This is a genomic window from Microbacterium sp. CCH5-D1 (assembly GCF_001557335.1).
GTDB lineage: Bacteria > Actinomycetota > Actinomycetes > Actinomycetales > Microbacteriaceae > Microbacterium > Microbacterium oxydans.
The window spans coordinates 1-16,712 of record NZ_LSJW01000060.1 but is presented as its reverse complement, the minus strand read 5'-3'; the positions used below and the strand labels follow the sequence as shown (position 1 = coordinate 16,712).

Annotated in this window: 14 protein-coding genes and 2 riboswitches; of the genes, 3 read left to right on the top strand and 11 right to left on the bottom strand. The window is 67.2% G+C overall.

Annotated elements, in window-relative coordinates:
* The 3 genes from glsA to typA all read right to left on the bottom strand — a co-directional run.
* On the bottom strand, window positions 1-1,016 hold a 1,016-nt coding region (glsA, locus tag AX744_RS03860), incomplete at its 3' end, for a glutaminase A (protein WP_061015448.1).
* A gap of 98 nt (window positions 1,017-1,114) precedes the next feature.
* Entirely contained in the window at window positions 1,115-2,011 is an 897-nt protein-coding gene (locus AX744_RS03855; RefSeq protein ID WP_052748831.1) for a hypothetical protein, read from the bottom strand.
* A gap of 196 nt (window positions 2,012-2,207) precedes the next feature.
* Complete coding sequence (typA, locus tag AX744_RS03850) at window positions 2,208-4,121, bottom strand: translational GTPase TypA (RefSeq protein WP_046749575.1); 1,914 nt, start codon at window positions 4,119-4,121, stop codon at window positions 2,208-2,210.
* Between the two features lie 102 nt (window positions 4,122-4,223).
* On the opposite strand from typA, the gene AX744_RS03845 reads away from it, so the two are divergent.
* From AX744_RS03845 to AX744_RS03835, 3 genes are all read left to right on the top strand, one after another.
* Window positions 4,224-5,030: a CPBP family intramembrane glutamic endopeptidase gene (locus AX744_RS03845; protein ID WP_061015447.1), complete on the top strand. Its 807-nt coding sequence runs from the start codon at window positions 4,224-4,226 to the stop codon at window positions 5,028-5,030.
* A gap of 88 nt (window positions 5,031-5,118) precedes the next feature.
* Window positions 5,119-5,331 carry a hypothetical protein gene (locus AX744_RS03840; RefSeq protein ID WP_046749577.1) on the top strand — a complete coding sequence of 71 codons (213 nt, stop codon included), beginning with the start codon at window positions 5,119-5,121 and terminating at the stop codon, window positions 5,329-5,331.
* Between the two features lie 125 nt (window positions 5,332-5,456).
* Window positions 5,457-5,675, top strand: a complete 219-nt coding sequence (locus AX744_RS03835; RefSeq protein ID WP_046749578.1) for a hypothetical protein — start codon at window positions 5,457-5,459, stop codon at window positions 5,673-5,675.
* Window positions 5,676-5,757: 82 nt separating this feature from the next.
* On the opposite strand, the gene AX744_RS03830 is transcribed toward AX744_RS03835, so the two are convergent.
* The 8 genes from AX744_RS03830 to AX744_RS03795 all read right to left on the bottom strand — a co-directional run bounded on the left by AX744_RS03830 (window position 5,758) and on the right by AX744_RS03795 (window position 16,305).
* Window positions 5,758-6,318 carry a PH domain-containing protein gene (locus tag AX744_RS03830; RefSeq protein WP_113681686.1) on the bottom strand — a complete coding sequence of 187 codons (561 nt, stop codon included), beginning with the start codon at window positions 6,316-6,318 and terminating at the stop codon, window positions 5,758-5,760.
* An 8-nt stretch (window positions 6,319-6,326) separates the two neighbouring features.
* A complete protein-coding gene (locus tag AX744_RS03825) occupies window positions 6,327-7,991 on the bottom strand; it encodes a dipeptide ABC transporter ATP-binding protein (protein ID WP_046749579.1) in 1,665 nt (554 codons plus the stop codon).
* A complete protein-coding gene (locus AX744_RS03820) occupies window positions 7,988-8,929 on the bottom strand; it encodes an ABC transporter permease (RefSeq protein WP_046749580.1) in 942 nt (313 codons plus the stop codon). The genes AX744_RS03825 and AX744_RS03820 overlap by 4 nt, the downstream gene beginning before the upstream one ends.
* Window positions 8,919-9,848 carry an ABC transporter permease gene (locus tag AX744_RS03815; RefSeq protein ID WP_046749581.1) on the bottom strand — a complete coding sequence of 310 codons (930 nt, stop codon included), beginning with the start codon at window positions 9,846-9,848 and terminating at the stop codon, window positions 8,919-8,921. The genes AX744_RS03820 and AX744_RS03815 overlap by 11 nt, the downstream gene beginning before the upstream one ends.
* 94 nt (window positions 9,849-9,942) lie before the next feature.
* Complete coding sequence (locus AX744_RS03810) at window positions 9,943-11,586, bottom strand: peptide ABC transporter substrate-binding protein (protein ID WP_046749582.1); 1,644 nt, start codon at window positions 11,584-11,586, stop codon at window positions 9,943-9,945.
* Between the two features lie 228 nt (window positions 11,587-11,814).
* Window positions 11,815-14,667 carry an aminomethyl-transferring glycine dehydrogenase gene (gene gcvP, locus AX744_RS03805; RefSeq protein WP_061015449.1) on the bottom strand — a complete coding sequence of 951 codons (2,853 nt, stop codon included), beginning with the start codon at window positions 14,665-14,667 and terminating at the stop codon, window positions 11,815-11,817.
* Between the two features lie 61 nt (window positions 14,668-14,728).
* Window positions 14,729-15,106 (bottom strand): glycine cleavage system protein GcvH, encoded by a 378-nt coding sequence (gcvH, locus tag AX744_RS03800; RefSeq protein WP_061015445.1) that lies wholly within the window; start codon window positions 15,104-15,106, stop codon window positions 14,729-14,731.
* Window positions 15,103-16,305, bottom strand: a complete 1,203-nt coding sequence (locus tag AX744_RS03795; protein WP_061015444.1) for a glycine cleavage system aminomethyltransferase GcvT — start codon at window positions 16,303-16,305, stop codon at window positions 15,103-15,105. Before AX744_RS03795 ends, gcvH begins: the two co-directional genes overlap by 4 nt.
* A gap of 54 nt (window positions 16,306-16,359) precedes the next feature.
* A riboswitch (glycine riboswitch) is annotated at window positions 16,360-16,458 on the bottom strand.
* A gap of 1 nt (window position 16,459) precedes the next feature.
* Window positions 16,460-16,554, bottom strand: a riboswitch (glycine riboswitch).
* Window positions 16,555-16,712: the final 158 nt, after the last annotated feature.

The following is a 16,712-nucleotide window of genomic DNA, read 5'->3' as shown; positions in this document are numbered from 1 at the left end:
GCGGGAGAAGACGCAGGATGGGGGACGGCCGACGAGGCGAACAGGTTCAGCCCGAGCGCCCGCGACAGGTAGCCGATGGCCATCTGCGAGCGGACGGAGTTGCCCGCCTCGTCGAGTCGAGGAGAGAACCCCGCGACAGCGCCCTTTCCCGGCGCGATGGCGACGATGCCTCCCGCGACTCCGGACTTCGCGGGGAGTCCGATCTCGAACAGCCAGTCGCCGGAGCGTTCGTAGAGGCCCGTCGATGCGACGACCGCGAGCGTGTCGCGGCACACGTCCGCCGGGACGACCCGCTCGCCCGTGACGGGATTCACTCCCCCGTCGGCGAGCGTGGCGCCCATGACCGCGAGGTCGTGAGCCGTGACCCCGAGCGCGCACTGGCGCGTGTACACATCGACCACCTCGTCCGGGTCACCCGCGAGTCGCCCGTAGCTGCGCAGCAGGCGTCCGAGAGCACGGTTGCGGTCGTTGGTCGCGGCCTCCGAGGCGTACACGACGCCGTCGAGGCTCAGCGGCCGGCCGGCGAACGCCGAGAGCCCCTCCCGCATCCGCTCCCACTGCTCCACGGGTGTCGCACCGGGCATGAGCGCTGTCGTGGCGATCGCCCCCGCGTTGACCATGGGGTTCATCGGGTGGCCGTCGTTGAGCTCCAGCGCCATCACGGAGTTGAACGCCAGGCCGGTGTTGTTCACCCCGACGATTTCGCGCACGCGCTCATGGCCGTGCTCCTGGATGGCCAGGGCGTACACGAACATCTTCGAGATCGACTGGATCGAGAACGGATGCAACGCATCACCGGCGTCGTGCAGCCCGCCGCCGACCTCGATCACCGCCAGACCGAACAGCTCCGGATCGACCTCCGCGAGCACCGGGATGTAGTCCGCGACGCTCCCGCGGCGCTCGTCGGCGTAGCGGGCGTGAGCATCGCGCACCACCTCCTCGACGCGGTCCCACCCCGGCAGCGCGCCGGTGGACGCCTCCTGCGGGACGCCGTGCCATGCTGCGGGGTCGAGCACATCTCCTCCTCGGATCCGTGACGTCCCCCAGCCGTCAGAGTCACCGTAGCGCTCGACGACCGCCTTCACCTAGAGCATGTGCAGCGTTGCGGAGGGGATCAGTACCAGTTCATCGCCTGGGAGTGCGACCATGCGCTGCAGGGGGTGCCGTACACCGACGAGATGTACCCGAGACCCCACGCGACCTGCGTGGCCGCGTTCGTCTGCCAGTCGGAGCCGGCGGACGCCATCTTGCTTCCGGGGAGCGCCTGCGGGATGCCGGTGGCACCGCTGGGGTTGTACGCCTTGTAGTTCCAGCCGGACTCCTTGTTCCACAGGGAGTTCAGGCAGGAGAACTGGTCACCGCCCCATCCGTACGTGCTCGACATGATCTGCTGTGCGGCCGCCTTCGCCCCCTCGGGAGTGTTCGCTGCAGCCAGCGCGGCTGCGGCCTGCTGTTCCGCGGCGGCCTGGGCCGCCGCCTGCTCCGCTGCGACCCGCGCTGCCTCCTCCTCGGCCTGCTTCTGCTGGGCGGCGGTCAGCGCCCCGCGCAGCTCCGCGGTGTCGGCGACCACGCTCGCGGTCTCATCCTGCGCCTTGTCGGCGAGGACGCCTACGAGCAGCACCGGCGTCACCTCGGTGTCATCGAGCTTCTCGATGTCGCTTTCGAGATCGGAGGTGTCGACGGAAGTCACTGCTCCCACATCGAGGCCGGCGGCGGCGACCTCAGCGCTCAGGGTCTCGGCTGCGGTGACCGCGTCCTTCGCCTGTGCCAGAGTGGCGGAGGCATCCTCCGCGATCTCTGCCAGCGGCTGAGCGCCCGCCAGTGCGGGTGCGGTGACGGCCGCAGCAGGGCTCATGGCTCCCACCGCGGGGGTGGAGGCCAGACCGACGCTCAGCGTGATGCCGACCAGCGTCGCCGATGCGACGCCGAGGATGGTCATGGGACGGTGGGCCGCGTTACGGGCTGATGCCGCCGCGGAGGCGCGCCGAAGCGCACGGGTCTTCTGAAGCATTGGGTTCGACTTTCGGGTTGTCGTACGCCCTTTAAGGAGACTCATCGGGAGCTCGTCCCAGGCGCAAGTGAACCACTCTGAACGATGAACCTGAACGAAAACAATCCCTCACCTGGGATTTACATGAGAAGAGGGCCCCGCGCACGCCTTTCGGCGGCACGGGGCCCTCTCACTCGGAGCGTGTCCGAGGCTGTTCTCAGACGCTCGCGTCCTGGCGCTTCAGGCGCGCGGTCTCGCGTGCACGCGTGTTCGCGTCGAGGTTCACCTTGCGGATGCGCACGACCTCGGGGGTCACCTCGACGCACTCGTCGTCGCGGGCGAACTCGAGGCTCTCCTCCAGCGTCAGCTGGCGCGGAGGCGTCATCGACTCGAAGGTGTCGGAGCTCGCTGCTCGCATGTTGGTGAGCTTCTTCTCCTTGGTGATGTTCACATCCATGTCGTCGGCGCGCGAGTTCTCGCCGATGACCATGCCCTCGTAGACCTCCTGCGTGGGCTGCACGAAGAACGACATGCGCTCCTGCAGAGCGATCATCGCGAACGGGGTGACGACACCCTGACGGTCAGCGACGATCGAGCCGTTCTGACGCGTCGTGATGGAGCCGGCCCACGGCTCGTAGCCGTGCGAGATCGCATTCGCGATACCGGTGCCGCGGGTCGTGGTCAGGAACTCGCTGCGGAAGCCGATGAGGCCGCGCGACGGGACGATGAACTCCATGCGCACCCAGCCGGTGCCGTGGTTGGTCATGTTCTCCATGCGACCCTTGCGGTTCGCGAGCAGCTGCGTGATCGCGCCGAGGTGCTCCTCCGGAGTGTCGATCGTGAGGTGCTCGAACGGCTCGTAGGTCTTGCCGTCGATCTTCTTCGTGACCACCTGCGGCTTGCCGACGGTGAGTTCGAAGCCCTCGCGACGCATGTTCTCGACGAGGATGGCGAGGGCCAGTTCTCCACGACCCTGCACCTCCCAGGCATCCGGGCGTCCGATGTCGACGACCTTGAGCGAGACGTTGCCGATGAGCTCCTTGTCGAGACGGTCCTTGACCATGCGAGCCGTGAGCTTGTGCCCCTTGACCTTGCCCATGAGCGGCGAGGTGTTGGTGCCGATCGTCATGGAGATGGCGGGGTCGTCGACCGTGATGGCCGGAAGCGGACGGACGTCCTCGGGGTCGGCGATGGTCTCGCCGATCGTGATGTTCTCGAAGCCGGCGATGGCGACGATGTCACCGGGGCCCGCGGACTCGGCAGGGTAGCGCTCGAGTGCACGCGTCTTCAGGAGCTCGGTGACACGCGCATTCTGGTGCGTGCCGTCAGCGCGCACCCAGGCGACGGTCTGCCCCTTCTTGAGGGTGCCGTTGAAGATGCGGAGCAGGGCGAGACGGCCGAGGAACGGGCTGGAGTCGAGGTTCGTGACCCAGGCCTGCAGCGGGTGCTCGTCGTCGTACTCCGGCGCCGGCACGTGTTCGAGGATGGCTTCGAAGAGCGGCTCGAGGTCGTCGTTGTCCGGAAGCGTGCCGTCGGCGGGACGGTTCTGCGAGGCGGCGCCGGCACGACCGGAGGCGTAGACCACCGGCACGTCGAGAAGAGCGTCGACGTCGAGGTCGGGCACGTCGTCGACCAGGTCGGAGGCGAGACCCAGCAGCAGGTCGTGCGCCTCTTCCTCGACCTCGGCGATGCGCGCGTCAGGACGGTCGGTCTTGTTGACCAGGAGGATGACGGGCAGCTTGGCCTCGAGAGCCTTGCGCAGCACGAAGCGGGTCTGCGGCAGCGGACCCTCGCTGGCGTCGACGAGCAGCACGACGCCGTCGACCATCGACAGGCCGCGCTCGACCTCGCCACCGAAGTCGGCGTGGCCGGGGGTGTCGATCACGTTGATCGTGATCTCCTTGCCGCCGGCGTGCTTGCCCTTGTAGGTGATCGCCGTGTTCTTGGCGAGGATCGTGATGCCCTTCTCACGTTCCAGGTCGTTCGAGTCCATGGCGCGCTCATCGACGTGAGCGTGTTCGCCGAAGGAACCCGTCTGACGCAGCATGGCGTCGACGAGAGTGGTCTTGCCGTGGTCGACGTGCGCCACGATTGCGACGTTGCGGAGGTCAGAACGGAGGGCGTGCGCCATGCAGGTGTCCTAAAAGATGTGGGGTTTCGCCGGGAAGCCGACGTTCCAGGATAACGCAAGCTCGGGGCCGGTTCCTGAAAAGCAGGTCGTAGCATCGAGATCGTGACCCGACCACAGGCTCCGTGGGACCTCCCCGACCTCTCCCCCGCCCCCTCCCGTGCTCGACTGTGGTGGGAGATCGCGATCGTCCTGGCGCTGGGTCTCGGCCAGTCGGCGGTCTACGCGATCGTCCAGCTGGCCTACCGCCTCACGGACGACGTGCCGATCGCCGATCAGGTGGCGAAGCTCAACCCGTCTCGGAGCGACAGGGAGATCTTCGACCTCGTCTACCAGGTGCTCGCGATCGGGTTCTCGCTCGTCCCCGTCGTGCTGGTGTGTTTCCTGCTGTGGCAGTCGCGACGTCCGCATCTGGCGCGACTGGGGCTGGACGGCACCGGTGTCGCGAAGGATGCAGGCCGCGGCATCCTGCTCGTGCTCGCGATCGGCATCCCCGGCCTCGGTCTCTATCTCGCCGGCCGGGCGCTCGGACTGACCGTGGCCATCGATCCTGCCGGGATAGACGCGTATTGGTGGACCGTTCCGGTTCTCCTGCTCGCGGCGGCCCGCGCTTCCCTGCAGGAGGAGTTCGTGGTGCTCGGATACCTCTTCACACGGCTGCGACAACTCGGGTGGAGTCCGTGGACGATCATCATCTCCACTTCGGTCCTGCGGGCGAGCTACCACCTGTACCAGGGATACCCGGCGTTCGTCGGCAACCTCGCGATGGGGCTGCTCTTCGGCTGGCTGTATCACCGCAGCGGGCGGCTGATGCCCTTCCTCGTCGCGCACTTCCTGATCGACGCGGCCGCGTTCGTCGGGTATCCATGGGCCGCGGCGATGTGGCCTGAGCTGTTCGGTCTCCCCGGCTGAGTGACGACGGGTGGGATGGCTCTCCCCCTTCGCTGACGGAGTGCTCTAGCCTGAAGGCTTCCAACGACGGAAAACGGAGGGAAGTCTCATGAAGATGAACAGGATGACCAAGGCGGGGGCCGCGATCGCCATCGCAGCAGGGATCACGCTGCTCAGCGTCGCGCCCGCATCGGCAAGTGTTTTCGGGCCCTACTCGTCGGCGGCGCAGTGTAACGCCGATCGCACCGACTATGTCAGGGGCGGGGGGAAGGCCGCCCCCTGCATCCCCGGCACCGGAGGCTGGTACTTCCAGACGTACTGAGCATCATCGAGGATCGAGGCGGCGGGCATCAGCCCGTCGCCTCGATCCGTTGACACCCGTCGGACCTCGCCCCTAGGCTCGGGGCACCCACGACGACGTGGGTACGACAATCCGGGGGGATTCGAATGAAGAAGAAACTGTCCGCAACGGCCGCAGGCATCGTCCTCGTCACGGGAATGGTGTTCGGCGGGGCCGCTGCAGCGCAGGCCGCCAGCTGGTTCGGCCCGTTCACCGATCTGTCCTATTGCCAGGCCGAACGACGGATCTTCATGCAGGAGGGCTACAGCGTCGGCTCCTGCGTGCACCGCAGCGGCCAGCCGGGGTACTGGTTCTCCTACTCCTGAACCGGCCCCGAACCGTATTGCGACGTGCCCCCTGTCCTCGTGAGACGGCAGGGGGCACGTGTGCGGGGAAGTGGGAAGTATCTCAGCCTGCGGAGGCGATCATCACGGCGACGACCGCCCACACGACGATGATCCCGAGCGCTGACAGCGCCCTGGCGTCCCAGGAGCGACGGATCGGCGCACTCGCCGCGTGACCCGCAGCAGCCTGCCAGCGGTCGCGGATGTCCGTCAGGCCGCGCAACGACGCGGAGACTTGCACTTCCTCGTCGCGCATCTTGCTTCGTCTCGGACGCGCGTGCGCCGGTCCACCCCAGCAGGTGAGCTCCGTGTCATCGTCGAGCGAGAACCGCAGCTGCCACTGCAGGTCGATGTCACGGACCCGGTGCCAACCGAACTCGGTGCGCCGCAGCATGTTCTGGACGAGTGCCCCGTCGTCGCTGATGCGGACCATCGACACGAAGCTGATCTCGTAGATGATCCACAGGCCGAGGAGCACCCACGGTGCGAGGAGCAGCGTCTGCCCCCAGCCTCCGCGCACGACGGCGTCGCCGAGCAGGAACACCGCCAGAGCGAGGCTCACGACCATGACGACCGTGCCCGAGGACGAGCGGAAGGTCCGCCCGTCCTCGGGAGAGTTCGGCATCGCCACGATCAGAGGCCACCCAGAGGGATGGACGCACCGGGGATCGCTTCGAGCAGACGGCTCGTGTACTCCTGCTTCGGGTTCGCGAAGGTCTCATCGACCGTGCCCTGCTCGACGATCCGGCCGCGCTCCATGACGCAGACCAGATCGCTCGAGACACGCACCACCGCGAGGTCGTGCGTGATGAACAGGTAGGTGAGGCCCAGCTCCGTCTGCAGGTCGGCCAGCAGCCTGAGGATCTGCGCCTGGACGAGCACGTCCAGAGCGGAGACCGCCTCGTCGAGCACCACGATGTCCGGCTTGAGCGCCAGAGCACGCGCGATCGCGACCCGCTGGCGCTGTCCACCCGACAGCTCGCTCGGGTAGCGGGTTGCCAGATCCTGCGGCAATGACACCTGATCCAGAAGCTCACGCACGCGCTCTCGACGCGAAGTGCGATCACCCACACCGTGGATCTCGAGCGGTTCGGCGATGGTGTTCTCGAGATTGCGCAACGGATCCAGAGAACCGTACGGGTCCTGGAACACCGGCTGCATGCGCCGGCGCAGACCGAAGGACTGTGCGCGGGAGAACCCGGACACGTCCATGCCGTCGATCTCGATCGTCCCCGACGTCGGGTCCTCCAGCTTGAGGACCATCTTGGCGACGGTCGACTTGCCCGAGCCCGACTCGCCGACGAGAGCCAGCGTCTTCCCGCGCGGGATCTCGAACGACACGTCGTCTACGGCGCGGAACATCTCGCTGCGGAAACCGCCCTGTCGGATGCGGTAGTCCTTGGTGAGGCCGGCCACTCGCACCGTGGGAGGGATGGCGGCGAGATCCTCGAGCGTCTCCACACCGCGGTCCTCGACCACAGCCTGGATGCGCTGGGATGCCACGCTGGGCGCGGCGGCGACAAGGCGCTTGGTGTACGGATGCTGCGGGTTCTGCAGGATCTCCCGGCTCGGTCCCGACTCCACGATCGTCCCGTTCTGCATCACGATCAGGCGCTCCGCGCGCTCGGCAGCGAGACCGAGGTCGTGCGTGATCAGCAGCATCGAGGTTCCGCGGTCGCGGGTCAGGCTCGCCATGTGGTCGAGGATGACGCGCTGCACCGTGACGTCGAGGGCCGAGGTGGGCTCGTCCGCGATCAGAAGCCGGGGGTCCGCGGCCAATCCGATCCCGATGAGCGCTCGCTGGCGCATACCGCCCGAGAACTGGTGAGGGAACTGGCGCAGGCGCTTGGCCGCGTCAGCGAGCCCCGCCTGCTGGAGCACCTCGATCGCCCGAGCCCGGACCGCCGCGCGTCCCTGGGCGAGGCCGTTGGCACGGACCGCCTCCTCGACCTGGAAGCCGATGCTCCAGACGGGGTTGAGGTTCGACATCGGGTCCTGCGGCACGTAGCCGATCGCCTTGCCGCGGATGCGCTCCATCTCCCGCTCGGAGAGGTGCGTGAGCTCCTCGCCGTCCAGGGTGATGCTCCCGCCGGTGACCTTTCCGGTGCCGGCCAGCAGTTTGATGATGGACGTCGCCGCCGTCGACTTGCCCGAACCGGACTCGCCGACGATCGCGACCGTCTCCCCTGCCATGACATCGAAGCTGATGCCATGCAGGACCTGTCGTGTGCCGTTCTGCGTGTCGAACGCGACCGTGAGATCGCGGACGCTCAGCAGCGGGGTCGTTGCTTCACTCATCGGCGTGCCCTCGCCCTCGGGTCGAGGGCGTCTCGGATGAGCTCACCCAGAAGGATGAACGCGAGCACCGTGATGGTGAGCGCGATCGACGGATAGATCAGTGCCATCGGCGCGACACGCAGCGAGCGCTGTGCCTGGCTGATGTCGTTGCCCCAGGACATGACGTCGCTTCCGAGACCGACACCGAGGAAGCTCAGGGTCGCCTCCGCGACGATACCGCCGGCCAGTGCCAGGGTCGCCAGCACGAGCAGCGGAGCGAACGCGTTCGGGATCACGTGGGACAGCAGGGTGCCGAAACGCCCCTTCCCCAGCGCGGCCGACGCCATCACGAAGTCCGCTTGTTTCACTCTGAGCACTTCCGCCCTGACGACACGCGCCGTCGCGGCCCAGGCGAACCCACCGATCGCGAGGGCGAGGGTGAAGACGTTGCGGTACTGCGCGAACACCGTCATCACGACGACCGCCGCGAGGATGTAGGGGATCGAGAAGAAGATGTCGCCGACGCGGGAGAGCACGGCATCGAGCCATCCTCCGTAGTAGCCGGCGAACGCACCCATGATCAGACCGAGAGTCGAGCTGATGATCGTCGCCAGCAGGCCGACGCTGATCGATGTGCGCGAGCCCCAGACGATGCGCGACCAGATGTCGCACCCCTGGAACGTGTAGCCGAGGGGATGGCCGGCGGCCGGTCCCGCATTGGAGTTCCCGAGCTCACACTGGTTGTTCGGAGGCGTCTGCGTGAAGAGCGTCGGCCACAGGGCCATCAGCAGGATGAGCGCGACGATGCCGAGCGAGATCCAGAACGACGGGCGACGGCGCAGATCGGTCCACGCGTCCCGCCAGAGACTCGCAGGCTTGCCTTTGACGTTGATGGCATCCGTCGGCGGCTGTTCGGCCACCACCGGTGCGACGTAATGGGAGGGACGGTCACTTGACATAGCGGATCCTCGGGTCGAGCAGCCCGTAGAGCAGGTCCACGAGCAGGTTGACGAGAACGTAGATGATGACGAACACCGTCACGAAGGAGACGATCGTCGGTCCTTCGTGCCTCAACGTCGCCTGGAACAGGGTCTGCCCCACGCCGGGAATGTTGAAGATGTACTCCGTCACGGTCGCTCCGACGAGGAGCACACCGAAGTTCGTCGCCGAGTTGGTGATCACCGGGATCAGGGAGTTGCGCAGCACGTGCACGGGGATCACGCGATTGCGTGACAGCCCCTTGCCGTATGCCGTGCGCACCCAGTCCTGGTTGAGGGTGTCGAGCACAGACCCGCGCATGAGCCGCATGCTGGTCGCGTACAGGCTCAGCCCCAGCACGATGGCGGGAAGCCACAGATCGCCCCAGTCGTTCTGGCCACCGACGGTCGGACGGAACCAGCCCAGTTTGATCGCGAGGAAGTACTGCGCGAGGAAGGCGACGACGAAGATCGGCATCGACAGGAAGACGAGCGAGACGATCAGCGAGGCGTGGTCGAACAGCTTGCCCTTGCGGAGCGCGGAGAGCGTTCCGATGATGATCGCGAGCGTGAACTCGATCGCGATCGCCATGATGGCCAGACGTCCCGTGATGGGGAGCGTGCGTGCCAGCACGGTGCTCACGGACTCACCGGAGAACGTCGTTCCCATGTCGCCCTTGAAGACGCCGGTGATGTAGTAGAAGTACTGGACGAGGAACGGGTCGTCCAGGTGGTACTGCGCTCGGATCGTGGCGAGCAGCTGCGGGCTCGGCGGTTTGTCACCGAAGAGCGCCGCGATCGGGTCACCCGGCATCAGGAAGACGAGCGCGTAGATGAGAAGCGTCGCACCGAAGAAGACCGGGATCAGCTGAAGAAGTCGCCGCAGGGTGTAGGCGAGCATCCTTGCTCCTTTCGTGGAGTCGGAGTCAGCCGGAGTGCACGACGCGAGGCGGTGACGTCGCCGCCACCGCCTCGCTGCCGTTCACTCCAAGGGCCTACTCGGCCTTGGTGATCTCGTAGTAGAGCGGAACCGAGTTCCAGCCGACGGTGACGTTGTCGACCGAGTCGCCGAAGCCACCGATCGAGTTCTGGTACCAGAGCGGGATGACCGGGAGGTCGTTGAAGAGGATCTCCTGGACCTTCTCGTAAGCCGCGTTCGCGTCGTCCGCGCTCGTGGCCGCTGCACCCTCTGCGAGCAGAGAGTCCACCTCGGGGTTCGAGTAGTCACCGTCGTTCGACGATGCACCCGTGCCGTAGAGCGGCTGCAGGAAGTTGTAGACGGCGGGGTAGTCGCCCTGCCATCCGGAACGGTTCGCCGTCTGGATCGTGCGCTTGCCCGCGTCGTCACGCGCGTTGACCGCTGCGCGGAGCGTGGCGAGGTCGACGTACGGTGCGCCCGACGCCTCGATGCCGAGCGTGTTCTTCAGCGAGTTCGAGACCGCGTCGACCCACACCTGGTGTCCACCATCGGAGTTGTACGCGATCTGGAAGGTGCCGGACCACGGGGAGATGGCGTCAGCCTTCGCCCACAGCTCCTTGGCCTTCTCCGGGTCGTACTTCAGGACGTCGGAACCGGGAACGCTGTCGCTCCAGCCGTCGATGACGGGCGTCGTGAAGTCGCTCGCCGGGGTGCGGGTGTCGGCGAAGATCTTGCTCGTGATCTCGTCGCGGTTGATCGCCAGCGAGATGGCCTGGCGGCGCAGGGTGCCCTCTTCGCCCGAGAAGTGCGGGAGCTGCCCACCGATGGTGAACGACTGGAAGATGGCCGCGGGCTGGTTGGTCGCCCGCTCGCCGAGCTCGTCCTCGAAGACCGCGAGGGAAGCCTCGGGGATCTGGTCGATGACGTCGATGTTGCCGCCGAGCAGGTCGGCGTACGCGCCCTCGGGAGCCGTGTAGAACTTCAGCGTCAGGCCGCCGTTCTGAGCGACGCGCTCACCCTTGTAGTCATCGTTCTTGACGAGGTCGATCTGGACGTCGTGCTGCCATGCTCCCTCCTTGGCGAGCATGTACGGGCCGTTGCCGATCGGGTTCTCGCCGAAGGCGTCCATGTCCTCGAAGGCGACATCGGGCAGCGGGTAGAACGCCGAGTAGCCGAGGCGGGTCACGAAGTCGGAGGCGACGTCACTGCTCAGGTCGATCGTGAAGGTCTGGTCATCGACCTCGGTGAGACCGGTGAGCTCGGAGTCTGCGTCGGGGTTGAAGCCGACGATGTCGGCGAACCAGGACTGGTTCAGTTGCGCGTTGGAGAGCTGCGCACCGTAGTTCCACGCGTCGATGAAGTTGTGGGCGACGACGTCTTCACCGTTGGTGAACTTGTTGCCCTCCTTCAGCTTGACCGTGACCTTGTTCGGCGCGTCGACCGTGATCGACTCGGCCATGTCGTTGACGAGAGCACCGTCGCCGTCGTAGAAGGCGAGACCTGCGAAGACGGAGTCGAGAATCTTGCCGCCGTTGACCTCGTTGGTGTTGGTCGGGATCAGCGCGTTCTCCGGCTCGCCTCCGTTCGCCGAGATGATCGCCGACGCCGAGCCCTTGGAGCCCTCATCGCCGGAGTCGTTCCCGCCTGCGCAACCGGCCAGCGCCAGGGCGCCGACCACGAGCAGAGCGCTGCCCGCGAGGGCAATCCTGTTTCGTTTCACTTTTCGTCCTCCTGTGGACAGTGCTGAGTCTGCGCGCTCACCATCGAGCACGCAGGGATACCTGAGCGTAACCCGCCGCTTGGCCCCCCGCCGCCTTCAGCTAACGAACTGTTACTGAGTGGTGACCATCCGTAACACCCGCGAAACACCTGGAAACACCGGGAAACACAGGACGGTGTCGCGCTTCCGCACGGAAGCGCGACACCGTCTGCTCAGATGCGCACCGGCTCAGGCGAAGGCCTCCACCGGCGGGCAGGCGCACACGAGGTTCCGGTCGCCGTACGCCTGGTCGATGCGACGCACGGGCGGCCAGTACTTGCCGGCGACGAGCGCATGGACGGGGTAGGCGGCTTCCTCCCGCGTGTAGGGGTGCTCCCACTCCCCCGCGATGAGGGATACCGCGGTGTGCGGTGCATGCACCAGCGGATTGTCGTCCGCGGGCCAGCGCCCCGCCGCCACGGCTTCCGCCTCGGCCTTGATCATGATCATGGCCTCGATGAAGCGCTCGATCTCATCGAGGTCCTCCGACTCCGTCGGCTCGACCATGAGCGTGCCCGCGACGGGGAACGACATGGTCGGAGCGTGGAAGCCGTAGTCGATGAGGCGCTTGGCCACGTCGTCGACGGTGATTCCGGTCGCCTCCTTGAGCGGACGCAGATCGAGGATGCACTCGTGCGCGACGCGACCGTTCTCCCCCGTGTAGAGCACCGGGAAGTGGCCGCCCAGACGCTCGGCCATGTAGTTGGCGGAGAGCACGGCTGCCGCCGTGGCACGACGAAGACCGTCGGCACCCATCATGCGGACGTACGCCCACGAGATCGGCAGGATCCCCGCGGAACCGTAAGGAGCCGCCGAGATCACACCGCCATCGAACGTGTATCCGCCGAAGTGCTCGGCGCGCTGTGCGAGCGGGTGCGAGGGAAGGTAGGGGGCGAGGTGCGACTTCGCCGCCACCGGACCGATGCCGGGACCTCCCCCACCATGCGGGATGGCGAAGGTCTTGTGCAGGTTGAGGTGCGAGACGTCGCCGCCGAGGTCACCGAAGCGCGCGTAACCGAGCAGCGCGTTGAGGTTGGCCCCGTCGACGTACACCTGTCCGCCTGCGTCGTGCACGGCGGCCGTGATCTCGACGACCTGCTCCTCGTACACACCGTGCGTCGAGGGATAGGTGATCATCAGGGCCGAGAGGTCGTCGGCGTGCTGGGCGATCTTCGCGCGCAGGTCGTCGAGGTCGACGTTGCCGAGCTCGTCCGTCGCGACCACGACGACCTTCATGCCCGCGAGCACGGCCGATGCCGCATTCGTGCCATGGGCCGACGAGGGGATGAGGCACACGGTGCGGTGGGTGTCGCCGTTCGCGTGGTGGTACCCGCGGATGGCGAGGAGACCCGCGAGCTCACCCTGCGAACCGGCGTTCGGCTGCAGCGAGACCGCGTCATAACCGGTGACCTCGGCGAGCCAGCCCTCGAGCTGGTCGATGAGCTCGAGGTAGCCCTGCACATCGGACGCCGGGGCGAACGGGTGGATGCCGGCGAACTCGGGCCAGGTGATGGCAGCCATCTCGGTGGCGGCGTTGAGCTTCATGGTGCACGAGCCCAGCGGGATCATGCCGCGATCGAGTGCGTAGTCTCGGTCGGAGAGACTCTTCATGTACCGCATCATGGCGGTCTCCGAGCGGTGCGAGTGGAACACCGGGTGCGTGAGGTACTCGTCCTGACGGAGCAGGTCTTCCGGGAGCCCCCGCAGCTTGTCCCCGCCGAACATGCCGAACGCGCGGTCGTTCTTGCCGCCGAAGACAGCCGTGACGTGGTGCAGCTCGCCGAGGGTCGTGGTCTCGTCGACGGCGATGCCGACCGTGTCGGCGTCGGCGACGTGCAGCAGGATCCCGTGATCGTCATGGGCCCGAGCGGCGAACTCCGCCGCACGACCGGGCACGCGCACCTGCAGGGTGTCGAAGAAGTCCGCGTGCACGACCTCCACCCCTGCCTCGGTCAGCCAGTCACGCAGCAGCGCCGCCTTCGCCGTGGTCTGGGTCGCGATCTCCCGCAGCCCGTCCGGACCGTGGTACACGGCGTACATCGACGCCATGACGGCGAGCAGCACCTGGGCGGTGCAGATGTTCGACGTGGCCTTCTCGCGGCGGATGTGCTGCTCGCGCGTCTGCAGCGAGAGACGATACGCGGGCTTGCCGTCGGCATCGACCGACACTCCGACGAGGCGACCGGGGAGCTGACGCTCGAGGCCGGAGCGGACGGCCATGTAGCCGGCGTGCGGACCGCCGAAGCCCATCGGCACGCCGAAGCGCTGGGTCGTGCCGACTGCCACGTCGGCGCCTAGTGAGCCGGGAGAGGCGATGAGGGTGAGAGCGAGCAGATCGGCGGCCGCGACCGCGAGAGCGCCGGAGAGGTGCGCGGCGTCGAACACGGCCGACGGGTCCCAGACGCGACCGGATGCGCCGGGGTACTGCACGAAGACACCGAACAGGTCGGCGGGCAGCTCCTCGCCCGCGGCGAAATCGACCGTGACGATGTCGATACCGAGAGCTTCCGCGCGCGTGGCGAGCATCGCCTTGGTCTGCGGGAGCGCATCCGCGTCGACCGCGAACACGGTCGACGCCGACTTCGATGCGCGCCGCGAGAGCAGCATCGCCTCGACCACCGCGGTCGACTCGTCGAGCATGGACGCATTGGCCGTCGTGAGCCCGGTGAGTTCGGCGACCATGGTCTGGAAGTTGATGAGCGCTTCCAGACGCCCCTGGGAGATCTCCGGCTGGTACGGCGTGTAGGCCGTGTACCACGACGGGTTCTCCAGCACGTTCCGCTGGATCACCTGCGGCGTGATGGTGCCGTAGTACCCCAGGCCGATCATGGGTCGGTTCACGGTGTTGCGCGAGGCGAGCACCCGCAGCTCGGCGAGAGCCTCGGTCTCGCTCGCGGCAGAGGGGATGCGTGAAGGCGCGTCCGGGGAGTCGGACGACGGCCCGGTGTAGATCGACGCGGGCACGGCCTGGCGCATGAGCGCCTCGACCGGGCTCAGCGCGCCATCGGCCCCTGGGGTGTCGAGACCCAGGGCCGCGAGCATCGTGCGCTGCGCGGCATCCGTGGGTCCGATGTGACGATCGGCGAAAGTGACCACTGGTGAATCAGCCCTCCGTGAGTGCGACGTACGCGTCGCGGTCGAGCAGTCCGTCCAGCGCACCGGCTGCGACGGAGACCTTGAGCAACCAGCCGCCCTCGAAGGGCGCGGCGTTCACCAGCGACGGATCGTCGACGGCCGCGTCGTTGATCTCGACGACGGTTCCCGATACCGGCGCGTAGAGTTCGCCGACCGACTTCGTCGACTCGATCTCGCCGACGACCGCATCTGCGGTCACCTCGGTGCCGACGGCGGGGAGCTCGACGAACACGACGTCGCCCAGCTTCTCGGCGGCGTAGTCGGTGATGCCGATGGTCACGGTGTCGCCGTCGGCGGCGATCCACTCGTGCTCTTCGGTGTAGTGGAGTGCGGCGAGGTCGGTCATTTGGTCCTCCGATAGAAAGGCAGGGCGGTCACGGTCGCGGGGATCTTGGTTCCCCGCACGTCAAGGAATACTGCGGTTCCCTCTTCCGCGGAAGATGGGGTCACGTAGGCCATCGCGATCGGGTGGCCGAGAGTCGGGCTGAGAGCGCCGCTCGTGATCTCTCCGAGCACGGATCCGTCTTCGTCGACGACGGCGTATCCGGCGCGTCCTGCCCGCTTGCCCTCGGCGACGAGGCCGACCAGGACCGGCGCTTCCGATGCCTCTGTCGAGTCCTCGAAGGACGAGAGCGCCTCCTTGCCGACGAAGTGCTCCTTCGCCGTCACGACGACACGGCCGAGTCCGGCCTGCGAGGGGCGGGTGTCGGTGCTGAGCTCGTGGCCGTAGAGAGGCATCCCGGCCTCCAGACGCAAGGTGTCCCGGGCGGCGAGGCCCGCAGGAACGAGACCATGCGGTTCGCCGGCAGCCAGCAGAGCGTCCCACAGGGCTGCGGCGTCGCCGGCAGGAACCAGCAGCTCGAAGCCGTCCTCCCCGGTGTAGCCCGTGCGTGCGATGAGCAGAGGCTCCCCGCGGAAGCGCGCGTCCGCCCAGGCGTAGTACTTCTGCTCCGCCCAGGGCGTGCTCAGCTCGTCGATGCCCGGCGTCGCAGCGAGAATCGCCTCGGCGGCCGGTCCCTGCACGGCGAGCAGCGCGAACAGGTCGGACACATCCTCCACATCGACACCGCGGTCGCCCAGGAATCCGGCGAAGGTGCGGTCCTCCCCCGGAGCCAGCGGCGGAAGCGCCCGCTCGACGAGCGACGGAAAGTCCCGCACGCGCTTGGCGAATCCCGAGTCCACGAAGCCACGGTTGCCGGCGTTGGCGATGACGAGGTAGCGGTCCTCCGCGAGCCGATACGCGATGACATCGTCGACGATTCCGCCGTTCTCATTCAGCATCAGCGAGTACTTCGCCTTGCCGACCGTCATGGCGGAGATGCGACCTGCGAGCGCGAAGTCGAGGAACTCGGCCGCCTTCTCGCCCGTGACGAGGAACTCGGCCATGTGCGAGATGTCGAAGATCCCCGCGTTCTGGCGCACGGCGTGGTGCTCGGCGAGGTCGGAGGTGTAACGCACCGGCATCTGCCAGCCACCGAAGTCGGTGAACGACGCGCCGAGTGCCTCATGGCGTTCGCGCAGCGGGGTGTAGCGGGGGTCGGACATGGAGTTCTCCCGGGCTGTGTCGGGCGGAACGGCGGCATCGCCGTTCCTCGGAACTCCCCCTCTGTCATGGGCCTGAGAGCTTCACCCGTGCACGGAGGCGGGGTTTTCACCGTCGGCGGAACCGCACATGAGACGGATCGCTTTTCAGAGTGGCCGGAACCGCGCGGTACGCGTACCTGAGAGATTGGCGGGGAGGCTTGCTCCTTCGGTGCCCGGCTGCGTTCGCCGGGGCTCTCCCGCGTGGGTCATTCGGCCTGTCTTCAGTTGTGGGTTCAGTCTAGCCGGTCGGCCCGTCGGTGCCGGATTCGCTCGACGCGCTTCGAAAGCGGGGTGCGGTGCGGCTATCCGCTGATGCCGAGTTCGGTTCGGACCTCGTCGCGGAGGCGGCCGAGGTTGTCGGGCTCGGG

What these genes read in the sequence shown, in the direction of transcription:
- AX744_RS03835 (WP_046749578.1), top strand. Translation starts at nt 5,457, where the DNA reads ATGAAGAAGAAACTGTCCGCAACGGCCGCAGGCATCGTCCTCGTCACG.
- gcvH (WP_061015445.1), bottom strand. Translation starts at nt 15,106, where the DNA reads ATGACCGACCTCGCCGCACTCCACTACACCGAAGAGCACGAGTGGATC.
- gcvP (WP_061015449.1), bottom strand. Translation starts at nt 14,667, where the DNA reads ATGCTCGCGGCCCTGGGTCTCGACACCCCAGGGGCCGATGGCGCGCTG.
- typA (WP_046749575.1), bottom strand. Translation starts at nt 4,121, where the DNA reads ATGGCGCACGCCCTCCGTTCTGACCTCCGCAACGTCGCAATCGTGGCG.
- AX744_RS03825 (WP_046749579.1), bottom strand. Translation starts at nt 7,991, where the DNA reads ATGAGTGAAGCAACGACCCCGCTGCTGAGCGTCCGCGATCTCACGGTC.
- AX744_RS03820 (WP_046749580.1), bottom strand. Translation starts at nt 8,929, where the DNA reads ATGTCAAGTGACCGTCCCTCCCATTACGTCGCACCGGTGGTGGCCGAA.
- AX744_RS03830 (WP_113681686.1), bottom strand. Translation starts at nt 6,318, where the DNA reads ATGCCGAACTCTCCCGAGGACGGGCGGACCTTCCGCTCGTCCTCGGGC.
- AX744_RS03795 (WP_061015444.1), bottom strand. Translation starts at nt 16,305, where the DNA reads ATGTCCGACCCCCGCTACACCCCGCTGCGCGAACGCCATGAGGCACTC.
- AX744_RS03815 (WP_046749581.1), bottom strand. Translation starts at nt 9,848, where the DNA reads ATGCTCGCCTACACCCTGCGGCGACTTCTTCAGCTGATCCCGGTCTTC.
- AX744_RS03840 (WP_046749577.1), top strand. Translation starts at nt 5,119, where the DNA reads ATGAAGATGAACAGGATGACCAAGGCGGGGGCCGCGATCGCCATCGCA.
- AX744_RS03855 (WP_052748831.1), bottom strand. Translation starts at nt 2,011, where the DNA reads ATGCTTCAGAAGACCCGTGCGCTTCGGCGCGCCTCCGCGGCGGCATCA.